General features: G+C 72.3%; 16 protein-coding genes. 9 read left to right on the top strand and 7 right to left on the bottom strand.

Features of this window, described 5'->3' with window-relative positions; genetic code table 11:
- Positions 1-13: 13 nt before the first annotated feature.
- The 4 genes from hisA to WME82_RS15805 form a co-directional block, all read right to left on the bottom strand.
- Complete coding sequence (gene hisA / locus WME82_RS15790; RefSeq protein WP_437746310.1) at positions 14-739, bottom strand: 1-(5-phosphoribosyl)-5-[(5-phosphoribosylamino)methylideneamino]imidazole-4-carboxamide isomerase; 726 nt, start codon at positions 737-739, stop codon at positions 14-16.
- Between the two features lie 74 nt (positions 740-813).
- Entirely contained in the window at positions 814-1,791 is a 978-nt protein-coding gene (locus WME82_RS15795; RefSeq protein ID WP_438043509.1) for a hypothetical protein, read from the bottom strand.
- A 97-nt stretch (positions 1,792-1,888) separates the two neighbouring features.
- On the bottom strand, positions 1,889-3,460 hold the full coding sequence (locus WME82_RS15800; protein WP_438043510.1) for a protein kinase domain-containing protein: 1,572 nt from the start codon (positions 3,458-3,460) through the stop codon (positions 1,889-1,891).
- A gap of 120 nt (positions 3,461-3,580) precedes the next feature.
- Positions 3,581-4,696 carry a formylglycine-generating enzyme family protein gene (locus WME82_RS15805; RefSeq protein WP_438043511.1) on the bottom strand — a complete coding sequence of 372 codons (1,116 nt, stop codon included), beginning with the start codon at positions 4,694-4,696 and terminating at the stop codon, positions 3,581-3,583.
- 336 nt (positions 4,697-5,032) lie between these two features.
- On the opposite strand from WME82_RS15805, the gene WME82_RS15810 reads away from it, so the two are divergent.
- The 4 genes from WME82_RS15810 (at position 5,033) to WME82_RS15825 (ending at position 8,615) form a co-directional block, all read left to right on the top strand.
- A complete protein-coding gene (locus tag WME82_RS15810) occupies positions 5,033-5,875 on the top strand; it encodes an SIR2 family NAD-dependent protein deacylase (protein WP_044964899.1) in 843 nt (280 codons plus the stop codon).
- 17 nt (positions 5,876-5,892) lie between these two features.
- Entirely contained in the window at positions 5,893-6,441 is a 549-nt protein-coding gene (locus WME82_RS15815) for a non-canonical purine NTP pyrophosphatase (protein ID WP_438044896.1), read from the top strand.
- A 289-nt stretch (positions 6,442-6,730) separates the two neighbouring features.
- Positions 6,731-7,771 carry an aldo/keto reductase gene (locus tag WME82_RS15820; protein WP_437746314.1) on the top strand — a complete coding sequence of 347 codons (1,041 nt, stop codon included), beginning with the start codon at positions 6,731-6,733 and terminating at the stop codon, positions 7,769-7,771.
- A gap of 91 nt (positions 7,772-7,862) precedes the next feature.
- On the top strand, positions 7,863-8,615 hold the full coding sequence (locus tag WME82_RS15825; RefSeq protein WP_438043512.1) for an HAD-IB family phosphatase: 753 nt from the start codon (positions 7,863-7,865) through the stop codon (positions 8,613-8,615).
- An 81-nt stretch (positions 8,616-8,696) separates the two neighbouring features.
- On the opposite strand, the gene WME82_RS15830 is transcribed toward WME82_RS15825, so the two are convergent.
- Entirely contained in the window at positions 8,697-9,173 is a 477-nt protein-coding gene (locus tag WME82_RS15830; RefSeq protein WP_012235453.1) for a pyridoxamine 5'-phosphate oxidase family protein, read from the bottom strand.
- A 381-nt stretch (positions 9,174-9,554) separates the two neighbouring features.
- Here WME82_RS15830 and WME82_RS15835 point away from each other — a divergent pair, with 381 nt between their 5' ends.
- A complete protein-coding gene (locus tag WME82_RS15835; protein WP_438043513.1) occupies positions 9,555-10,493 on the top strand; it encodes a sensor histidine kinase in 939 nt (312 codons plus the stop codon).
- A 16-nt stretch (positions 10,494-10,509) separates the two neighbouring features.
- On the opposite strand, the gene hisH is transcribed toward WME82_RS15835, so the two are convergent.
- On the bottom strand, positions 10,510-11,187 hold the full coding sequence (hisH, locus tag WME82_RS15840) for an imidazole glycerol phosphate synthase subunit HisH (RefSeq protein WP_438043514.1): 678 nt from the start codon (positions 11,185-11,187) through the stop codon (positions 10,510-10,512).
- Positions 11,188-11,190: 3 nt separating this feature from the next.
- The gene (gene hisB / locus WME82_RS15845; protein WP_438043515.1) at positions 11,191-11,778 is read right to left on the bottom strand and encodes an imidazoleglycerol-phosphate dehydratase HisB; all 588 of its coding nucleotides are present in this window, start codon (positions 11,776-11,778) and stop codon (positions 11,191-11,193) included.
- Between the two features lie 167 nt (positions 11,779-11,945).
- On the opposite strand from hisB, the gene WME82_RS15850 reads away from it, so the two are divergent.
- From WME82_RS15850 to WME82_RS15865, 4 genes are all read left to right on the top strand, one after another.
- Positions 11,946-13,577 (top strand): serine/threonine-protein kinase, encoded by a 1,632-nt coding sequence (locus WME82_RS15850; protein ID WP_438043516.1) that lies wholly within the window; start codon positions 11,946-11,948, stop codon positions 13,575-13,577.
- Positions 13,574-14,689: a PEGA domain-containing protein gene (locus WME82_RS15855; RefSeq protein WP_438043517.1), complete on the top strand. Its 1,116-nt coding sequence runs from the start codon at positions 13,574-13,576 to the stop codon at positions 14,687-14,689. Before WME82_RS15850 ends, WME82_RS15855 begins: the two co-directional genes overlap by 4 nt.
- A complete protein-coding gene (locus tag WME82_RS15860; protein ID WP_438043518.1) occupies positions 14,686-15,594 on the top strand; it encodes a hypothetical protein in 909 nt (302 codons plus the stop codon). The genes WME82_RS15855 and WME82_RS15860 overlap by 4 nt, the downstream gene beginning before the upstream one ends.
- 990 nt (positions 15,595-16,584) lie before the next feature.
- On the top strand, positions 16,585-17,433 hold the full coding sequence (locus WME82_RS15865; RefSeq protein ID WP_438043519.1) for a hypothetical protein: 849 nt from the start codon (positions 16,585-16,587) through the stop codon (positions 17,431-17,433).
- The last annotated feature ends 13 nt before the right edge of the window (positions 17,434-17,446 follow it).

Raw genomic sequence — 17,446 nt, forward strand, 5'->3', positions numbered from 1 at the left:
CGCACACACGCCGTCAGGCGCTCGCCGCCTCGATCGCCTCGGCGAGCGTGAAGGCCCCCTCGTAGAGCGCGCGGCCCACGATGACGCCGCTGACGCCGGGGATCTGCGCGAGCGCGCGCAGGTGAGCGAGCGATCCGACTCCGCCGGAGGCCAGGACGGGGAAGCCGCACGAGGCGGCGAGCTCGCGGGTGGCTTCCAGGTTGGGGCCGACCTGCGTGCCGTCGCGGGAGACGTCGGTGTAGAGGAGCGCCGCGACGGGGGCGCCGGCCAGCGCGCGGGCGACGTCGAGGGCGGTGACGGAGGAGACCTGCTCCCAGCCCTGCACGGCCACGCGCCCGTCCTTGGCGTCCACGGCGACCACGACGCGCCCCGGGAAGCGGCCGGCGAGGTCGCGTACGAGCGCGGGATCGTTCACCGCGGCGGTCCCGAGCACGATGCGATCGGCGCCCAGCGCGAGGTAACTCTCGGCCGCGGCGGCGGAGCGGATGCCGCCCCCCACCTGCACGCTGCCGCCCTCCGCGCCGAAGGCCGCGATGACGGCGCGGACGGCGTCGGCCTGGACGGGCAGGCCGGCGCGGGCCCCTTCCAGGTCGACCACGTGCAGCCGATCGCAGGCACGGCGGAGGCGAGCGGCGAGCGCCGCCGGGTCCTGGTCGTAGACGGTGACCTGATCGTAGCGCCCTTGATGGAGGCGCACGGCCTGGCCTCCGAGGAGATCGATGGCGGGGATGAGCTGCACGCGGCGGGTCTAGCGCGCCTCTGCGCCGGTGGGTAGAGGCGGCGAAGGCGGCGAAGGTCCGTTGCCCCGCCGCGTCACCACGACCCGCTCGCCCCGAGCACGACCCCTTCCGGGCCTGCCGCGAGCACCCCTGCGCGGATCCGCCTTGACGTCGTGCCGGCGGTCATGTCGCTCTGCTTCGGCTCGGTCAGGTAGAGGACCGCCGCCGCCCCGAGCCCGGCCAGCCCCACGCCGAAGCCGATCGTGCTCACGAGCCCGGTGGTGCTCGCGCTCTCCGCCGCGTCCAGGCCCGTCTGGTCGCAGGCCGTCGGGTCGCTCAGGCCGATCCCGCTGCCGCAGTGCTCGCGGACGACGCTCTTCTTGCCGAGCGTGAGCGCGCCCGTCACCCCGCCCAGCACGAGCCCCGCGACGCCGACGCCGCCGGCCGCGTACACGGCCGCCCGCCGGCCTGAAAGGCTCTCGGCGGACGGCGCCGGGGCGCCGCTCACCTGCAGATCGACGCGCTTCTTCTCGCCGTGAGCGAGGTGGATCCGCGTCTCCTGGACAGGCCCTCCCGGCGCCTGCGTCGACACGACGTGCTCTCCCGGATCCACCGGCACGCTCGCGCCCAGCGCGGCGCCCTCCACCGCGCGACCGTCGCGCTTTACCACCGTCCCTGTGGGGGCTCCGGGCGGGAGGGAGAGCGCGAGCTCCGGCACGAGCGGGGCCAGCTTCTCGCGCTCCTCCCGGGCGACCTTGGGCCGCTCTCCTTGCCGGCGCTTCTGCTCCGGCGTCAGCTGCTCGTGGAGCGCAAGGTACTCCCCGAAGTGGGCGAACGCGCTCGCGACGCGGCCCCACCTCGACTCGCAGATGGCCAGCGTGAAGAGCGCCCCCGGCTTGGGCTCGAGCCGATGGCTCTCGGCGATCGCGTTGCAGCCGGTCTCGTACTGGCCCGCCTCCATCTCGGCGAGGCCCCGGTTGAAGAGGGCTTCCGCGGCCGCGCTGTCCTGCGCCGCGGCGGGCGTCGCGGCGGCGAGCGGCCAGAGGACGAGAGCGAGAGCGAGAGGAGCCATCCGGCGCAGGCGACGTGTCATGTTCTGGGGTATCCACAGGCGAAGGTGTCGACCGGTGTCGGCGAGGGGCGGACCGGCAGCGCGGCGGACATCGGTCTCAATCTCGTCCGAGCAAAGGGACTTTGGGGCGAGCGGCGGCGCCTGTTCGCCCGGTCGGAGCGGGCCTCGGCGTCGCCTTCGGGGGAGCGCCCGCCGCCCCGCGCGCGGCCGGCCTCGCGCTGGCGCTCGCGCTGGTCGCGGGCTGGGTGGGCTCCGCGGCGAGCGCTGGCGCGGAGGCGCTGGGCGTCGGCGCGGACGGCTCTGCCGGCGGCGTCGCGCTCGGCGCAGCGGTGGCTGCGGCGCTCGCCGAACCGGCGTCCGGCGCAGCGGCCGAGGGCGGCGCAGGGGCCGAAGGCGGCGCGGCCACCGCCGGATCGGCCTGGGCCCCGGCGCGGATCAGGAGCCAGGTCCCTGCGCCAAGCACCCCGAGCCCGAGGACGACCGCGGCGGCGACGAGCGGGGCTCGGCTTGGCGCGATCGGTGTGATGTTCCCTGAAGGGACGGACGTCACCGACGTCTCCATGGTCGCCGCGAGGGGCACGACCGGGGAGCGAGACGGGTGCTCCGGCCCCATCGGGCCGATGCTCGTCGCCACCGGCGGCATCATCGAGGGCGCGGTGATCGCCGGCACGGTGAGCGCTGGCGCGGTGAGCGCGGGCGCTGGCGTGGCGAGCGCGTGCGCCGAGGGGCTCGCCAGGGCCCAGGGCGGCGTGGTCGGGCGGGGCGAACGCCCGCTGCTGGACGGGGCGAGGACGAGCAGCTCGGAGAGCGCCTGCGCCGCCTCGCTCGCGAGGCGGAACCGCGTCGCTGGATCGACGGCCGTGGCCCGAGCGAACCAGCCATCGAAGCTCTGCGGCAGCACCACCCGCTGCGACATCGCCCGGTGGACCGGCGGCTCCTGCGGCCCGTGGACGACCACGAGCGCGAACGCGATCACGTCGTTCGCGCTGAGCGCCTCCGGGCTCCAGTACGGCGTCCCCACGAGCAGCGTGTACGCGATCATCCCGAGCGCGTAGATGTCCACGGCGCTGGTGAGCTTCGTGTCGGTGCGGAACTGCTCGGGCGCCATGTAGATGGGCGTCCCGAGGCTCCGCGTGATGCCGGCCGCCGTCCCGCCCTCGGCGAGCAGCTTCGCCACGCCGAAGTCGAGGATCTTCATGCGGGGCGTCCCGTCGTCCCGCTGGGTGACGAACAGGTTCTCCGGCTTGAGATCCCGGTGGATGATGGACGCCGCGTGGGTCCGGTCGAGGGCCGACGCGGTCTGCTGGAGGTACGTCGCGACCTCGCCGGGAGGCAGCCTGCCGAGGCGCTTGAGGCGCTGGCCGAGCTCCTCGCCGCGGAGCAGCTCCATCACGAGGAACGGCATGCCCGTCGCCTCGTCGATGCCCGCGTCGAAGACGTCGACGATGTACTCGCTCTCGATCTCCGCCGTGATCTGCGCCTCGCGCTTGAAGCGGCTGCGCATCTCCTCGCTCTGGAAGAGGTACGCGTGCATCACCTTCAGCGCCCGGCGGCGGTTCGTCTCGATGTGCACCACCTCGTAGACGGACCCCATCGCGCCCACGGCGAGGAGGCGCGCCACGCGATAGCGGTGCGCGAAGACCGTTCCGTCCGCGAGCGTGCCCGACACGGCGGGAGGGTCGCGCGCGGCGGCTGTCGCGTCAAGGTTCCAGGGACGCCCGAAGGGCGGCGCGCGCTGCGCGGAGCGGCGGCCGCGACGCCGCGACGCCGCGACGGCCAGCTGCGCGCATCACCGCGCCCGTGCGCACCGCAGCCCCGCGCCGGCGAAGTGGCCGTTCGGCGGGCGCTCCTGGAAGGCGGAGGTGAGCAATGTCTCCTTCCCGCTGCGCCAGCCCCCGCCCCAGATCATGTGGTTCGTGTCGGGGGTGAGGACGGCGCAGTCATCGCACGCGATCGGGTCGTCCGCCGCGAACGAATCCAGCACCCACTCCCACACGTTTCCCCCCAGATCCGCGTGTCCCCACCGCCCGTCTCCCCGCGGCGACCTCGACCCGCCGGGCTGGAGGTCCGCGATCTCGCACGACCCGTCGAGGCCGCAACCGTACACCGCGTAGCTCTCGTCGGGCTCCGGCGCGCTCTCCGGGCTCGACCATGGATGCGTGCGCTGCTCGTCCCCGCCGGCGGCCGCGTAGCGCCGCTCTGCTGACGTGGGCAGCCGACCGCCGTCCCACGCGCAGAACGCGAACGCCACGTACCAGCTCACGCAGGCCGCGGGCAGGAGCTCGTGCTCGCCCACCTCGTCGGTCCACGAAAAATAGGGATCTTCGCAGTGAAGCGACGCCGACAGCGCCGCCCGGTCCACGGGCAAGTTGGCGTCCCACGCGGCGCGCCACCCGCTGTCCGGAATCTTCGGGTGTGCTCCTGCCCCCACCGCTGGCCAGCTCGCCGGGTACTCGGACAGGAACGCCCGGAACCGCCCCACCGTCACCTCGAATCGATCCAGCCGGAGGTCGCTCACCGTCGCCAGCCGCGGCTCGGCGTCGCCCCGATCGAACGTGCCTCCGGGCACCACCAGGCTCCCGCAGCAGCCCTCGTCTCCGCGCGGCCCGCAGATCGCGTCCATCTTGGCGCAGCTCCGAGGGACGATGCAGCGCCCGTCGTCACACAGGGGCGCCTCCGCCGGGCACTCGGGTTCGTCCTGCCACGCTCCGCCTTCGTCGCACGTCTGCGGCCTGTTCTGCGCGCACCGCACCTCCTCTGGCGTGCACGTCTCGGCTCCACCTCCACCTCCGCTTCCTCCCCCCGCCAGGTGGTACGGCTTGTCCACGCCCACGATCGCCGTGCAGCCCCCGATCACGAGGCATGCCCCCGTCCACATCGTCACGGCAGACGCTGCGATCTGCATCAGCGCCACGCTCCGAGGCGCTCGACCAGCGCGGACCGGACCGCGCGCAGCGGACGCCAAGCCTCCATCCCAAGAATCTCCATGCGCGGGATTCTACTGACATTTCGCCTCGCGAGAGGGCCCGCTCGACGCCGCTCTGCCGCCGTTGGGGAGGGAGGTGCGACCGGCGCCCTCCTCCGCAGCGCCGGGCTCTGCCGCGCGTGTCCTGATGCATCGCGGCTTCTGTCCTTGCGCGCCGGCCGACATCCGCGCCGACATCCGCTCGGGGCGAGGCGCTCCGGCCCGGCGGGCGCTGGTTGCGCGAGGTCGTCGGGCAGATACCATCGCTCGCTGAAGATGGCTGTACTCACGCTCGAGCAAGCGGCGATCCCGCTCCGGCAGGCGTACCGGGAAGGTCGCCTCATTCCCTTTCTGGGCGCGGGCTTCTCTGCCCCGCTCCGGCTGCCGATGTGGAAGGAGCTGATGGGGTGGATGGGCGCCGCGCTCGGGTTCGAGCCAGCGCTCTTCGAGCTGCACGGCTTGCCCCCGCAGCTCGCCGGCTTCTTCGCCCGCGAGTGCGCGGGCGGCCTCGACAGCTTCATCGCCGAGATGCGCGCGCGCTTCCACGCGCGCGAGGTCGACGAGCGGCGCAGGAGCTCGTGCCAGCACAAGGCCCTGGCGCGCCGCGACTTCTCGACCATCTACACGACCAACTTCGAGCACCACATCGAGGAGGCGCTGCGGGACGCGGGAAAAGAGGCCGTGGCGCTCGCCAGGTTCGACGACTTCGCGCGGTGCCCGGCGCAGGGGGCGTGCCACGTCATCAAGTTTCATGGAGATCTCGACTGGCCCGAGACGGTGGTGCTCACCGAATCGCAGTACTTCGGCCGCCTCCGGCTCGAGGCGGCCCCCGATCAGCGCCTGCGGGCCGATCTGCTCAGCAACAGCTTCCTCTTCCTCGGCTACAGCTTCGGCGACGTCGACATCCGGTACATCTGGTACCGCATGGAGCAGATGCGCATCGAGGGCAGCCCGCAGCTCGCGAGGCGCGCGTCGAACCGCCGCGGTTACTGGGCGACCTTCGGCGCCGGGCTCGTCCAGCCGGCGCTGCTCGAGGACTGGCACATCGACGTGATCGAGCTCGACCCGAACGACAAGACGAAGAGCGTCGTCGACCTGCTCGACGCTTTGGACGCGTGAGGGGACGGGTGAGGGCGATGGTCATGGTCTATTTCGTCTCCTCGAACCACCGCAAGCTCGCGGACATGACCTATGTGTGGAGGGACGCCCCGACGCCGCTCCGCGTCCTCCGGCTCGACGTGCCCCAGATCCTCTCCTCGGATCTCGACACCGTCGTACGCGAGGAGGCCCTCGCCGCCTACCGGCTCTCCCTCGTGCCGCTCTTCGTCGAGCACGGCGGCCTCTTCATCGAGCACCTGAACGGCTTCCCGGGCCCGCTCGTGATGCCGTTCTGGGAGCGGCTGCAGGACCGGATTTGCTCCCTCATCCCTCCGGGGCAGTCGCGCGCGGCGCACGTGGTCCAGAAGGTGTGTTATTGCGATGGCCGGACGCTGCGTGTCTACACGGGCAGCGTCCCCGGCGAGATCGCCGTCGAGCGGCGGGGAGACGAGGGCATCCACTGGGAGCCGATGTTCATCCCGGCCGGGCACACGCGCACGCTCGGGCAGATGCCGCGTGACGAGCGCCTCCGGTGCTCTGCGAGCGCGGAGGCGCTGCGGGCGTTCCGGTTCGATCTCGGGCTGTGATCGCGGAGCGCGGCGCTCGCGCTCGTCGACGCGACGCGCGCGGCCGCGGCGCCCCTCCGGCGGCGCCGGCTCCTCCTCGCGCCGCCGGGACCTCGCGCCAGACGGGCCGTGCTGGCGGGCCGCTGCGACGCTCCCCGCAGCTCCGCGCGCTGGCCACGGTGGTGCTTGACTTCCGGATCGCTTTGGAGTTCCTAACCGTCCACGACCGCGGCAAGGGGGCGAGAGCCTGATGTCCGGCGCTCCTCCCCCCGCGCTCAGAGGTTGTCCCCATTTGGCGCGGAGGCGATTCATGGAGTTCAGACAGCTCGGCGGGTCAGGGTTCAAGGTACCGGTGCTGAGCCTCGGGACCGGGACGTTCGGTGGCTCCAACGAGTTCTTCCGGGGGTGGGGCGCGAGCGACGTGGCCGAGGCGACTCGGCTGGTCGACGTCTCGCTCGAGGCCGGGATGAACATGTTCGATTCGGCCGACATCTACTCCGACGGGCTCGCCGAGGAGATCCTCGGCCACGCGATCAAGGGCAGGCGCGACAAGGTCATCATCTCCACCAAGGCGACCTTCCGGAGCGGCAAGGGCCCCAACGACGTCGGCTCGTCGCGGTATCACCTGATCCGGTCGATCGAGGGGAGCCTGCGCCGGCTGCAGACGGATCATATCGATCTCTTTCAGCTGCACGGCTTCGACGCGGTCACGCCGCTCGAAGAGACGCTCGGCACGCTGGACGATCTCGTGCGAGCGGGGAAGATCCGCTACCTCGGATGCTCGAATTTCTCCGGCTGGCACCTGATGAAGTCGCTCGCGGTGTCGGAGAAATATGGTCTCTCTCGGTACGTGGCGCACCAGGCGTATTATTCGCTGGTGGCGCGCGACTACGAGTGGGAGCTGATGCCGCTGGCGCTCGATCAGAAGGTCGGCGCGGTGGTCTGGAGCCCGCTGGGCTGGGGGCGGCTCACGGGGAAGATCCGGCGCGGGCAGCCGTTGCCGGAGGTCAGCCGGCTCCGGAACAAGCTGTCTGTCGAGGGGGGGCCGCAGATCGACGACGAGTACCTCTATGGTGTGGTCGACGCGCTCGACGCGGTGGCGAAGGAGACGGGCAAGACCGTCCCGCAGATCGCGCTCAACTGGCTGCTGCAGCGGCCGAGCGTCGCGAACGTGATCATCGGCGCTCGTAACGAGGAGCAGCTTCGACAGAACCTCGGGGCGGTCGGCTGGAACCTCGCGCCAGAGCACATCGCGAAGCTGGATGCTGCGAGCAAGACGAAGCTGCCATATCCCTACTTTCACCAGGTCGGCGCGTTCACGGAGCGCAATCCGTTCCCTGTCGCGCTCTGACGGTCGCGGCTTGGCCGCGGCCGGCGGCTGATCCTCCGCGGAGGCCCGGCTCGGGGGCGCGCACCGCACCCGAGCCGTGGATGGCGATCCCGTGGCGAGGGCCGGTCAGGGCAGCACGCCGGTGGCGTCCGGCGTGGCGGCGTGCAAATCAGCGGTCGTGCTCATTCTTTGCGACTTCGACGGGACCATCACCTGCGACGACCTGACGAACCGGATCTGGGACGCCCACCTTCGCTATGACTGGCGGCAGGCGCTGCTCGCGCCTGCCGCCTCCGGCGAGCTCACGCCGTTCGAGCTCCTCCGCCGCGGCTACGCCGACGTGGATCGCCCGGCCGCCGAGCTCCTGGCCGAGCTGCGCCCGCACGCCGAGCTGCGGTCGGGCTTCGCGGATCTTCTGGCCCTGTGCGCCCGCCGGTCGTGGGTGTTCCACGTGATCAGCCACGGCCTGCCGTTCTACATCCGCGAGTTCCTGCCGCCGGGCACCGCGTTCTCTTGCTTCGATGCCGCCTTCGATGGGCGCTGGCGCGTGACCGTGCCGGAGACGGTGCGGCTCGGTCCCGGCGAGGACTTCAAGATCCGCGTGCTCGACCAGCTGAAGGCGGCCACCGGCGAGACCTCCACGGTCTACATCGGCGACGGCCGGCTGGACTACCCCGCGGCGCGGTGCTGCGATCGCGTGTTCGCGGTGCGGGACAGCGCCCTCGACGTGCTCTGCTCCCGCGACGGGATACCGTGCACACCCTTTGACGGCTTTGCCGAGATCTGCGCGGCGCTCGAGAGCAGCGGCACCCCTGACGGGGAGCGCGCGCAGCGCGCGGCCGACGCTACGCCGACACCTGGCTGATCCATCCGAGGTTCATCCAGCCCAAGGACCCTCTCGCCTCGGGTTGCGCCTGCTCGATCGCCGCCATAAGCGCGGCGTGGCTCAGATGTGCTTCGGCGGGTTCAGCTTGTCTTCCGCCGACCTCCGCTGGACGAGCGCCTTGGCCTTCTCGTAGAGGACCCGCAGCCGCCCGCCCTCGGGCTCCCAGTACTCGGCGCGCTCGACATAGAGCTTCAGGAGGGCCGCGTGAGGGTGGGTGGGGCCGGCCGGCAGCCACGCCTTCCACGAGGGCTTCCAGAGGCTCCGGATCTTCTCCTCGTTCCTCTCGATCGTCGCGCGCGCCGAGATCGAGATGTACGCCCGATCCCGCGGCCTGTAGCAGCAGACCGCCACCTGGTGCTCGCGGGCGATCTCGCCTGTCTTCGCCGCCTCGTCCTCCGTCACGAACCAGAGATCGCAGTCCATCAGCTCGGCCGGCTCCTGGATCTCCATCGGCCGCCCCCGCATCAGCCCCTCGGGGGTCATCGTGACGAGCATGGCGGTGTCGAACTCCCTGAGGAGCGCGTGCAGCTCGCTCATGGAGCCGCGGACCTGAGCCCTGGCCCCCGGCTCCACACTCCGGTGTTGCTCTCCACTCTGGTGTTGCATGCGGACAAAGCTGCTCCGCGGACCCTGGCCCGCAAGCAGGGGTGCGCCCTGACCCGTGTACCGCAGCAGCCTGGCGGCGCTCCGGCGTGACCCGAGGCGCCGCGCGCTGCAGAACGGTCCAGGCGGCTCGGCTCAGACTCGCGGGGTTTTGCGCAGTGGACGGCGCGATGCGACGCCTTGACGCGCGTCCGCTCGGCAGATCGGGCGCTCTCCTGCCGCCAGAAGTGCCAATCTGCGGGCCCTCGCGGGCGGCACACTCCATGCGTTTGCGGGCGCGGGGGCACACCACAACTCCGCCCAGCAGGCTCTGCCATGACCGCGTTTTTGGACGACGTCGACCCTCGTATCCCCGCTGTCCCGATCCGGGACGACACCGCCCGGATCCGGGAGGATTTCCTCGTGCTCGCCGCGCACGAGATCAGGACGCCCGTGACCTCGCTCCTCCTGCAGCTCCAGCTGACGAAGCGGATGAGCCAGCGGGAGCCGGAGAAGACCCCGGCGTGGGCGGCGGCGATGCTGGCCGTCTTCGACCGTCAGCTCGGCCGTCTCGCCCGGCTCTGCGACGACATGTTCCAGGCGAGGCACGGCGGCCTGGCCCGCGGCGCCCCGACCCGTGAGCCGGTCGAGCTCGTCGGGCTCATCCGCGAGGTGCTCGCGACGGCGGTCGCGCACCGGCCGGCCGCGTACGGCGCCATCTCGGTCGCGGCCGAGGGCCCGGTGATCGGCTGGTGGGACCGGTCTCACATCGAGCGCATGGCGTTCCACCTGATCAAGAACGCGCTCACCTTCGGCGAGGGCAAGCCGATCTCGATCGAGGTGCGCGCGACGCGCGCGCGGGCGCGGCTCATCGTGCGCGACCGCGGCATGGGGATCGCGCGGGAGGACCAAGAGCGGATCTTCGCGCGTTTCGAGCGGGCCGTCCCGGTGGAGCGCTTCGGCGGCCTGGGGCTCGGCCTGTACATCGCGCACGTCGCGGCGCGCGCGCACGGCGGCGCGATCCGCGTCGAGAGCGAGCTCGGCTGCGGCGCGGCGTTCATCGTCGATCTCCCGCTCGCCCCGCGGCGGCCGCAGCGGGTGCGGGCGGCGCGGCGCTCCTCGTCGATCTCCTCGCCGATTCCCCCCTCGCGCCCGGCGCGGGCGCGGCGCGGGCGCGGCGCGGGCGGGGCGCGCGCGCCCGAGCTTCCCCTGGGCGCGCACCTCAAGCTCGCGCAGGTCAAGCAGGTGCACCAGCGCCTGCTGCGCCCGCACTGACGCGCGCGCGGGCGGGTCAGCCCTCCAGGAAGCGGGCGAGCAGGCGCAGGCCGGCGGCCTGGCTCTTCTCGGGGTGGAACTGCGTCGCGGTGACGTTGTCCCGCTCGATCGCGGCGGTGATGCGGTGCGGGCCGTGCTCCGTCGTCGCCGCGACCAGCGCGGGATCGATCGGGACGGCGTGGTAGCTGTGGACGAAGTAGACGAAGGGGCGCTCGCCAGCGAACACGCCGAGCGGGCCCGCCACCTCGCGCGCGAACGCGATGCGGTTCCAGCCCATGTGGGGGATCTTGATCCCGACCCAGGGCTGGCCGGTGACCGCGTCCGCCTCGGCCGCGCTCGGCTGTGGGGTGAGGCGCTTGACGGTGCCGGGGAACACGCCGAGCCCGCGCGCGCCCTCCGCCTCCTCGCTCCCGTCGAAGAGCGCCTGCATGCCGAGGCAGATGCCGAGGTAGGGCGTCCCCTTCCGGATCTGCGCGCGCAGCGCCTCGCCGATGCCGCTCTGCAGCGCCGCGGCGCAGTCGCGGAAGGCGCCCTGGCCGGGCACCACCACCTTGTCGGCCCGGCCGATGATCTCCGGGTCGCCCGTGCGCGTCACCGCGCACGGCGCGCCGGCGTCCTCGGCGGCCTTCTGGAGCGCCCGCTCCACGGAGCGCAGGTTGCCCATCCCGAAATCGACGAGCGCGATGGCTTGCATGGCTCAGAGGCTCCCCTTGGTGGACGGGATGCCGGCGACGCGCGGCTCGATCCGGGTCGCCTTCATCAGCGCCTTGGCGAACGACTTGAAGCAGATCTCGACGATGTGGTGCAGGTTGTCCCCCTCGATGAGGCGGACGTGGAGGTTCGCGCCGACGCCGCGCGCGAAGCCCTCGAAGAACACCGGGGCGAGCTCGACGTCCCAGGTGCCGAGCTTCGCCTTGGGCAGCGGCACCCGCCAGACGAAGTAGGGCCTGCCGGAGAGGTCCAGCGCGCACTGCGCGAGCGCCTCATCCATGGGGAGCGTCGCCTCGCCGTAGCGGGCGATGCCCGCCTTGTCGCCGAGCGCCTTCTGCACGGCCGTGCCCAGGGTGATGCCGCAGTCCTCGGTCGTGTGGTGGCCGTCGATCTCGACGTCGCCCTCGGCGTGGATGGCGAGATCGAACAGGCCGTGGCGGGCGATCTGATCGAGCATGTGCGTGAGGAAGGGGAGCGGCGTCTTGATCTCCGAGCGGCCCTGGCCGTCGAGATCGATCTCGATGCGGATGTCGGTCTCGCGCGTCTTGCGCTCGACACTGGCGATGCGGGGCATGGCGCGTAGGGTAGTCGCCCTTCGCGGCAAGGGAAGCGGCGTGATCCCGATGACGTCGCAGGTAACGCGGCAATGGCCTTGGACGCGAGCGCCGGATCGCATAAGGTGGCCCCTGGATAACGTGGCGGTGGTGGCGCCCTGGAGGCAGCCCCAGCGCGGGAGCGTTCGTGAGCTCACCGGTCACCGAAGGTCAAGTTCTATCGGGGAAATACCGGGTCGAGCGCATCCTCGGGCAAGGGGGCATGGGCGTCGTCGTCGCCGCGTTGCACGAGCAGCTCCAGCAGCGGGTCGCCATCAAGCTGCTCCATCCCGGCGCCAACGACGAGATGGTGGAGCGCTTCGTGCGCGAGGCGCGCGCGGCGGTGCGCCTGAAGAGCGAGCACGTCGCGCGCGTGCTCGACGTCGGGACGCTCGAGACGGGCGCGCCGTTCATGGTGATGGAGTACCTGGAGGGGAGCGACCTCCAGGAGACGCTGCGGCGGCGCGGCCCGCTCGATCTGGAGGAGGCCGTGGGTTACGTGCTCGAGGCCTGCGAGGCCATCGCCGAGGCGCACGCGGCCGGCATCATCCACCGCGATCTCAAGCCGGCGAACCTCTTCCTCACGCGCGCGGCGGACGGCAGCGGCATGGTGAAGGTGCTCGACTTCGGCATCTCGAAGGCGCTCGCGGACCCGTCGACGGCGGGGGCCGAGCCGGAGCTCGGACTGACGAAGACGGCGATGGTGCTCGGCTCGCCGCTCTACATGGCGCCCGAGCAGATGCGCTCGGCGCGCTCGGTCGACGCGCGCGCGGACGTCTGGTCGCTCGGCGCCATCCTCTACCAGCTGCTCACCGCGCGTGTCCCCTTCGACGCGAGCTCGCTGTCCGAGCTCATCCTGATGATCAACACCGAGCCGCCGCCGCCCCCGACCACGTTCCGGAGCGACCTGCCGCCGGGCCTCGAGGCGGCGATCCTGCGCTGCCTCGAGAGGGACGTCGCGAAGCGCTTCAAGTCCGTCGCCGAGCTCGCGGGCGCCATCGTCGATTTCGGGCCTCCGCTCGCGCTGGCCTCGCTGGAGCGGATCGAGCGGACGCTGGGGCTCGTCCCCGCGGTCTCCTTCCGGGACCGGGCGAGCTCCGTGCGCGAGCGCATGAGCACGCCGCCCCCCTGGCAGACGTCGCAGGAGCGCGTGAGCGGCGTCCCCGCGGCGACCGCGCGGCACAGCGCGGCGCCGCCTGCCGGCGCGACGGCGGGCGGCGCGGTCGGCGCGGTCGGCCACACGGCTGGCCCGGCGGGCACCGCGCCTGGCTGGACGGCCGGCGGCGCCGCGCCCGGGGCGCGCTCGCGGAGCGGCGTCGTGCTCGCGCTGGCCGTGGTGGGCGCCGCCGTGGTGCTCGGCGGGATCCTGCGCTTCGTCACGTTCCATGGCGGCGCGGACGCTCCTCCCGCCGACCCGTCGGCCGTTGCGGCGACCGCCTCCGCCGAGCCCTCGGCGCCCGCGACGGCGGCCCCGCCCCCGCCGGTCGCGCCTCCGGAGGTGACCGCGGAGCCGCAGCCGCCGGCGACCGCGGCGCCGTCAGCGACCGTGTCCCCGGTGGCGACCGCCGCGCCGGTGGCCACCGCGGCGCCGCTGTCGACCGCCGGGCCGAAGGCGCCGGCGAGCGCGACGCCGGTCGCCACGGGGCCTCGGCCGAAGCCCACCGCCGCGCCCTCGGCCCCACCGGCCGCGACCGCCGCGCCGACCGCGACCGCGACCGCGACCGCCGCGCAGCCGGGGAGCATCTTCGATGTGCTGAACGACAAAGGTAAGCCCAGATGAGTTGGCCAGGAAGCGAACGGCTCCCGCTGTGGAGCAGCAGGAGCCTGCGCGTCGGCGCCGCGGTCGCGCTCGGCGGCGCCGTGCTGACGGCCCTCGCGCCCGCGGGGGCGCAGCCGGCGCCCGCGGGGGCGCAGCCGGCGCCCGCGGGAGCGCAGCCGGCGCCCGCGGGGGCGCAGCCGGCGCCTGCCGCGGGCGCGCCTGCCGTCCAGGGGCCGCTGTCCGCGACGCTCACCGGCGAGGCCAAGGCCGAGTACGAGGCCGCGCGGATCCTCTTCAACGACGGCGACTACCGCAACGCCATCATCAAGTTCGAGCGTTCCTTCGAGCTCTCCGGCGACCCGCGGCTGCTCTGGAACATCGCCCTCTGCCAGAAGAACCTGAAGCGCTACGCGCGCCTCCTCGGGACGGTCGAGAAGCTCCTCAGGGACGCCGGCCCCCAGCTCGGGGAGCAGGATCGGAAGGACGCCGCTGCGCTCATCGAGGCGACGAAGGCGTACGTGAGCCGGCTCGATCTGAAGGCCAGCGAGGCGGGGGCCACGGTCTTCGTCGACGGCGAGGAGGTCGGCCAGACGCCGCTCCGCGAGCCCGTGCTGCTCGACGTCGGCACCCGGAAGATCCGGGTGACCAAGAAGGGCTTCAAGGACGTCGAGGTCTCCCAGCAGGTGGCGGGCGGCGGCGAGGTGACGGTCACGGCCACGCTGGAGAAAGAGGTCCATCAAGGGCGGCTCATCGTCACGGCGGCGCCGGACGCCGTCATCTCCATCGACGGTCGCGTGGTCGGCCGCGGCGGCTACGACGGCCCCGTGCCGAGCGGCGGTCACGCGCTCCGCGTCACGGCGTCCGGCATGGTGACGCACCAGTCCGAGGTGATGATCCAGGACAACCAGACGCGCCGCGTGCAGGTCACGCTGGTCCCGCAGCCCAAGCAAGGGAACGTCGAGACCTGGCTCTGGATCGGCGGCGGTGTGCTGGTGCTCGCGGGCGCGGTCCTGGTCGCCACGGGGGTCTTCGGCCCGGAGCCGCCGGTCGACGGCCGCACGTCGCCCGGCTCGGTCTCCCTGTCCCAAAAGGGCGGCGCCACGTTCACGATCCCCTTCGGGGGTGGCCGATGAGCGCCGTCGCCCGGGCGGCGCTCGCCGCGCTCGTCGCTGTCGCGGCCTGCGGGTGCTCTCCGCCGGACGAGATCATGCTCGCCGTCTCGACGGATCTCGAGATGCCCAAGGACTTCGGCGCCCTCCAGGTGCAGGTGTTCGAGGGCGGCACCCCCAAGTTCTCGGCGACCTACGAGCGGCTCGGCGAGTCCGATGCCGCCGCGCGCCTGCCGGCGACGATCGGCTTCTACTCCTCGAGCGGCGGGGGCGACTCGATCCGGATCAAGGTCAGCGCCCGCATCGGGAACGAGCTCGGCGCGCCGCGCGTCCTGCGCGAGGCGGTCACGAGGATCCCGAAGGACCGCGTCGCGCTGCTCACGCTGCCGCTCAACTTCCTCTGCGACGACTCGGGCGAGATCGAGGCGAACGGCGACGTGGTGAACAAGCACTGCTCGGAGGGGCAGACCTGCGTCGCGGGGGCGTGTGCATCGAGCGAGGTCGATGCTGGCGCGCTCCCCGACTACGCGCCCGCGGACGTTTATGGCGGCGGTGACGGCGACGGCGACGGCGATTGCTTCGACGTGACGGCCTGCTTCCAGGGCACGACGCCTGCGGAGGTCGACGCGGCGTGCTCGATCGCGGGCGAGGGCGGGGTCCCGCTGAACGTGGCGCTGGAGACCGCGGCGGGCGACGGGATCTGCGATGACGCCGAACGTTGCCTGGTGGCGCTCGACGCCGGCAGCGCGGATGGCTTCGGGGTAGCGGAGGACGGGCGGATCCAGCTGCCGACCGCCGTCTGTGATCAGGTGGCCGCCGGCAAGATCGCGGCCGTGGTGACGTCGCCGGTGACGGCCGCGTGCGTCCAGAAGACCGTGGGCCTGCCGACGTGCGGGCCGTGGTCGGCGTCGGGCTCCGTGAATCCGTGACGGAGCGGTCGCATCCCCCGGCGGGATGCGACCACCAGCGCCCGTTGCGGTCGTGGTCGTCAACGGCCGTGGATGTGAACGTGGACGTGGTCGTGGTCGTGGTCGTCAACGGCTCGATCGTGAACGTGAACGACTCGTTGGAATCCGACCGAACATCGCGCGGATGTCGACGCGACCCGGAGCTTGGTTGCGCGGAAGCAAACGGGGGCAGAGACGATCGTCGACCAAGGGACCGGCGGAACGTTCACGTCTACGATGGTGTCGTTGACGACCACGACCACGACCACGACCACGTTGGTGACCGCTGGGGGGGAGGGGGGCTTGGGGCCCTGAGCGCGACCGAACGAGCTTGGTTAACACCCATGCCACCCAACCGAGCGCTCGCCGTCCGGCGTTCCGGCAGGTCGCGATCTGGGCGAGCGCTCGATATCGACGTGCCGTCGAGAGCGTGACCTGACTTGACGCTCGTCGTCCGGCGTTCCGACAGGTCGCGATCTGGGAAAGCGGTCGATAACGACCTGCCGTCAAGGACGTGACCTGGGCTGACGCTCGTCGTCCGGCGTTCCGGCAGGTCGCGATCTGGGAGGACGCTCGAACTCGGGTGTCCCGTCGAGAACGTGACCTGAGCTGACGCTCGTCGCCAGGCGCTCGCCCAGGTCGCGATCTGCCCGAGCGTCGGAGCTCGACGTGCCGGCAAGATCGCGACCCTCCCAGGACCTTGCCGCGAACGCGGTGCCCAGGTCCACACCTGGGCTTCCCTTCAAAATTACGCTGCGCTCCAGATCGGGGCTGCCTTCCTCCGGCTCTTGTGAGCCTCGGCCCATGACGGGCGCTGGTGAGGGCCGTCACGTCACGTCGGTCACCCCGAGGCGCGCCCTGGGGCCGCGCTGCGCGCTCCGCGGTTGCTCCTGTAATCGGGTGTCATCGACAGGACACGAGACCGGCGCTTCCCTGGCACGACGCGCTGTCCCCCACGTGGAGGTCTGTCCCATGTTGAAACACCTGATGATTGAAGAGATGGTCGCCCTCGTTGCTCCGTGGATCGAGGATGCCCAGCGGAAGCGGCTGTTCCTGTCGATCCCGGAGATCGCCGGGCTGCACGACAAGGTGGCCGAGGTCCACGGCGCCGTGCTGGCGGTTCGCCCGAGCAGGACGGGCGTGTCGGCCGGGATGACGGCCTTGAACGACGAGCTCTCGAAGGTCGACGAGCGCCACGATCACCTGGCCAAGGCGGTCTCGTACGGCATCGACGCGCACCGCGAGCACTGTCTGGCGGAGGAGCCGCCGGACGTCGCGGGGGCGGAGGCGTGTGATCGGGCCCAGGCCAGCCTGTTCCCGACCGGGCTCGCCATCATCAAGGCGTCGCCCACCGCGGAGTCGGGCAACACGGCGCGGATCGCCCGGCTCCTCGACGAGGAGCCCTCGACCGCCGCGTTCCTCAAGGCGATCCCGGCGCCGGGCAAGACGACGCTGCTCCACACCGTGCAGCGGTGGATCGCGTCGGGCAAGGAGCTCTCGACGATCGAGCACCGGCGGGACGCGCTCGCCGCCAAGGAGAAGACCGCGCCGGTCGTGAACGCGACGATCCTGGCGGCGCGCAATCAATGGCTCCGCGTCGTCGCTGCGGTGCTCTCCAACCTGGAGATCTCCAGCGCTCCCGCGGAAGCCATCGAGACGATCCGCGGCCCCGTCCTGAAGGCGTCCGAGCGAGCCGGCAGGCGCTACGCCGGCGGCAAGGCCGGGAGCGCCGGCGCCGAAGGGCCTCGCCAGCCGGCGGCAGCGGGGGAGGGGGGCGCCGCCGCCGGAGGCGCGCCCGGGGTCAGCCCGCCTGTGGAGTGACGCGGCCGGGCGG

The sequence above is a fragment of the Sorangium sp. So ce128 genome, assembly GCF_051525245.1.
Taxonomy (GTDB): domain Bacteria; phylum Myxococcota_A; class Polyangia; order Polyangiales; family Polyangiaceae; genus Sorangium; species Sorangium cellulosum_B.

What these genes read in the sequence shown, in the direction of transcription:
- WME82_RS15820 (WP_437746314.1), top strand. Translation starts at nt 6,731, where the DNA reads ATGGAGTTCAGACAGCTCGGCGGGTCAGGGTTCAAGGTACCGGTGCTG.
- WME82_RS15865 (WP_438043519.1), top strand. Translation starts at nt 16,585, where the DNA reads ATGTTGAAACACCTGATGATTGAAGAGATGGTCGCCCTCGTTGCTCCG.
- WME82_RS15810 (WP_044964899.1), top strand. Translation starts at nt 5,033, where the DNA reads ATGGCTGTACTCACGCTCGAGCAAGCGGCGATCCCGCTCCGGCAGGCG.
- WME82_RS15805 (WP_438043511.1), bottom strand. Translation starts at nt 4,696, where the DNA reads ATGCAGATCGCAGCGTCTGCCGTGACGATGTGGACGGGGGCATGCCTC.
- hisB (WP_438043515.1), bottom strand. Translation starts at nt 11,778, where the DNA reads ATGCCCCGCATCGCCAGTGTCGAGCGCAAGACGCGCGAGACCGACATC.
- hisH (WP_438043514.1), bottom strand. Translation starts at nt 11,187, where the DNA reads ATGCAAGCCATCGCGCTCGTCGATTTCGGGATGGGCAACCTGCGCTCC.
- WME82_RS15815 (WP_438044896.1), top strand. Translation starts at nt 5,893, where the DNA reads ATGGTCATGGTCTATTTCGTCTCCTCGAACCACCGCAAGCTCGCGGAC.
- WME82_RS15795 (WP_438043509.1), bottom strand. Translation starts at nt 1,791, where the DNA reads ATGGCTCCTCTCGCTCTCGCTCTCGTCCTCTGGCCGCTCGCCGCCGCG.
- WME82_RS15835 (WP_438043513.1), top strand. Translation starts at nt 9,555, where the DNA reads ATGACCGCGTTTTTGGACGACGTCGACCCTCGTATCCCCGCTGTCCCG.
- WME82_RS15830 (WP_012235453.1), bottom strand. Translation starts at nt 9,173, where the DNA reads ATGAGCGAGCTGCACGCGCTCCTCAGGGAGTTCGACACCGCCATGCTC.
- WME82_RS15855 (WP_438043517.1), top strand. Translation starts at nt 13,574, where the DNA reads ATGAGTTGGCCAGGAAGCGAACGGCTCCCGCTGTGGAGCAGCAGGAGC.
- WME82_RS15860 (WP_438043518.1), top strand. Translation starts at nt 14,686, where the DNA reads ATGAGCGCCGTCGCCCGGGCGGCGCTCGCCGCGCTCGTCGCTGTCGCG.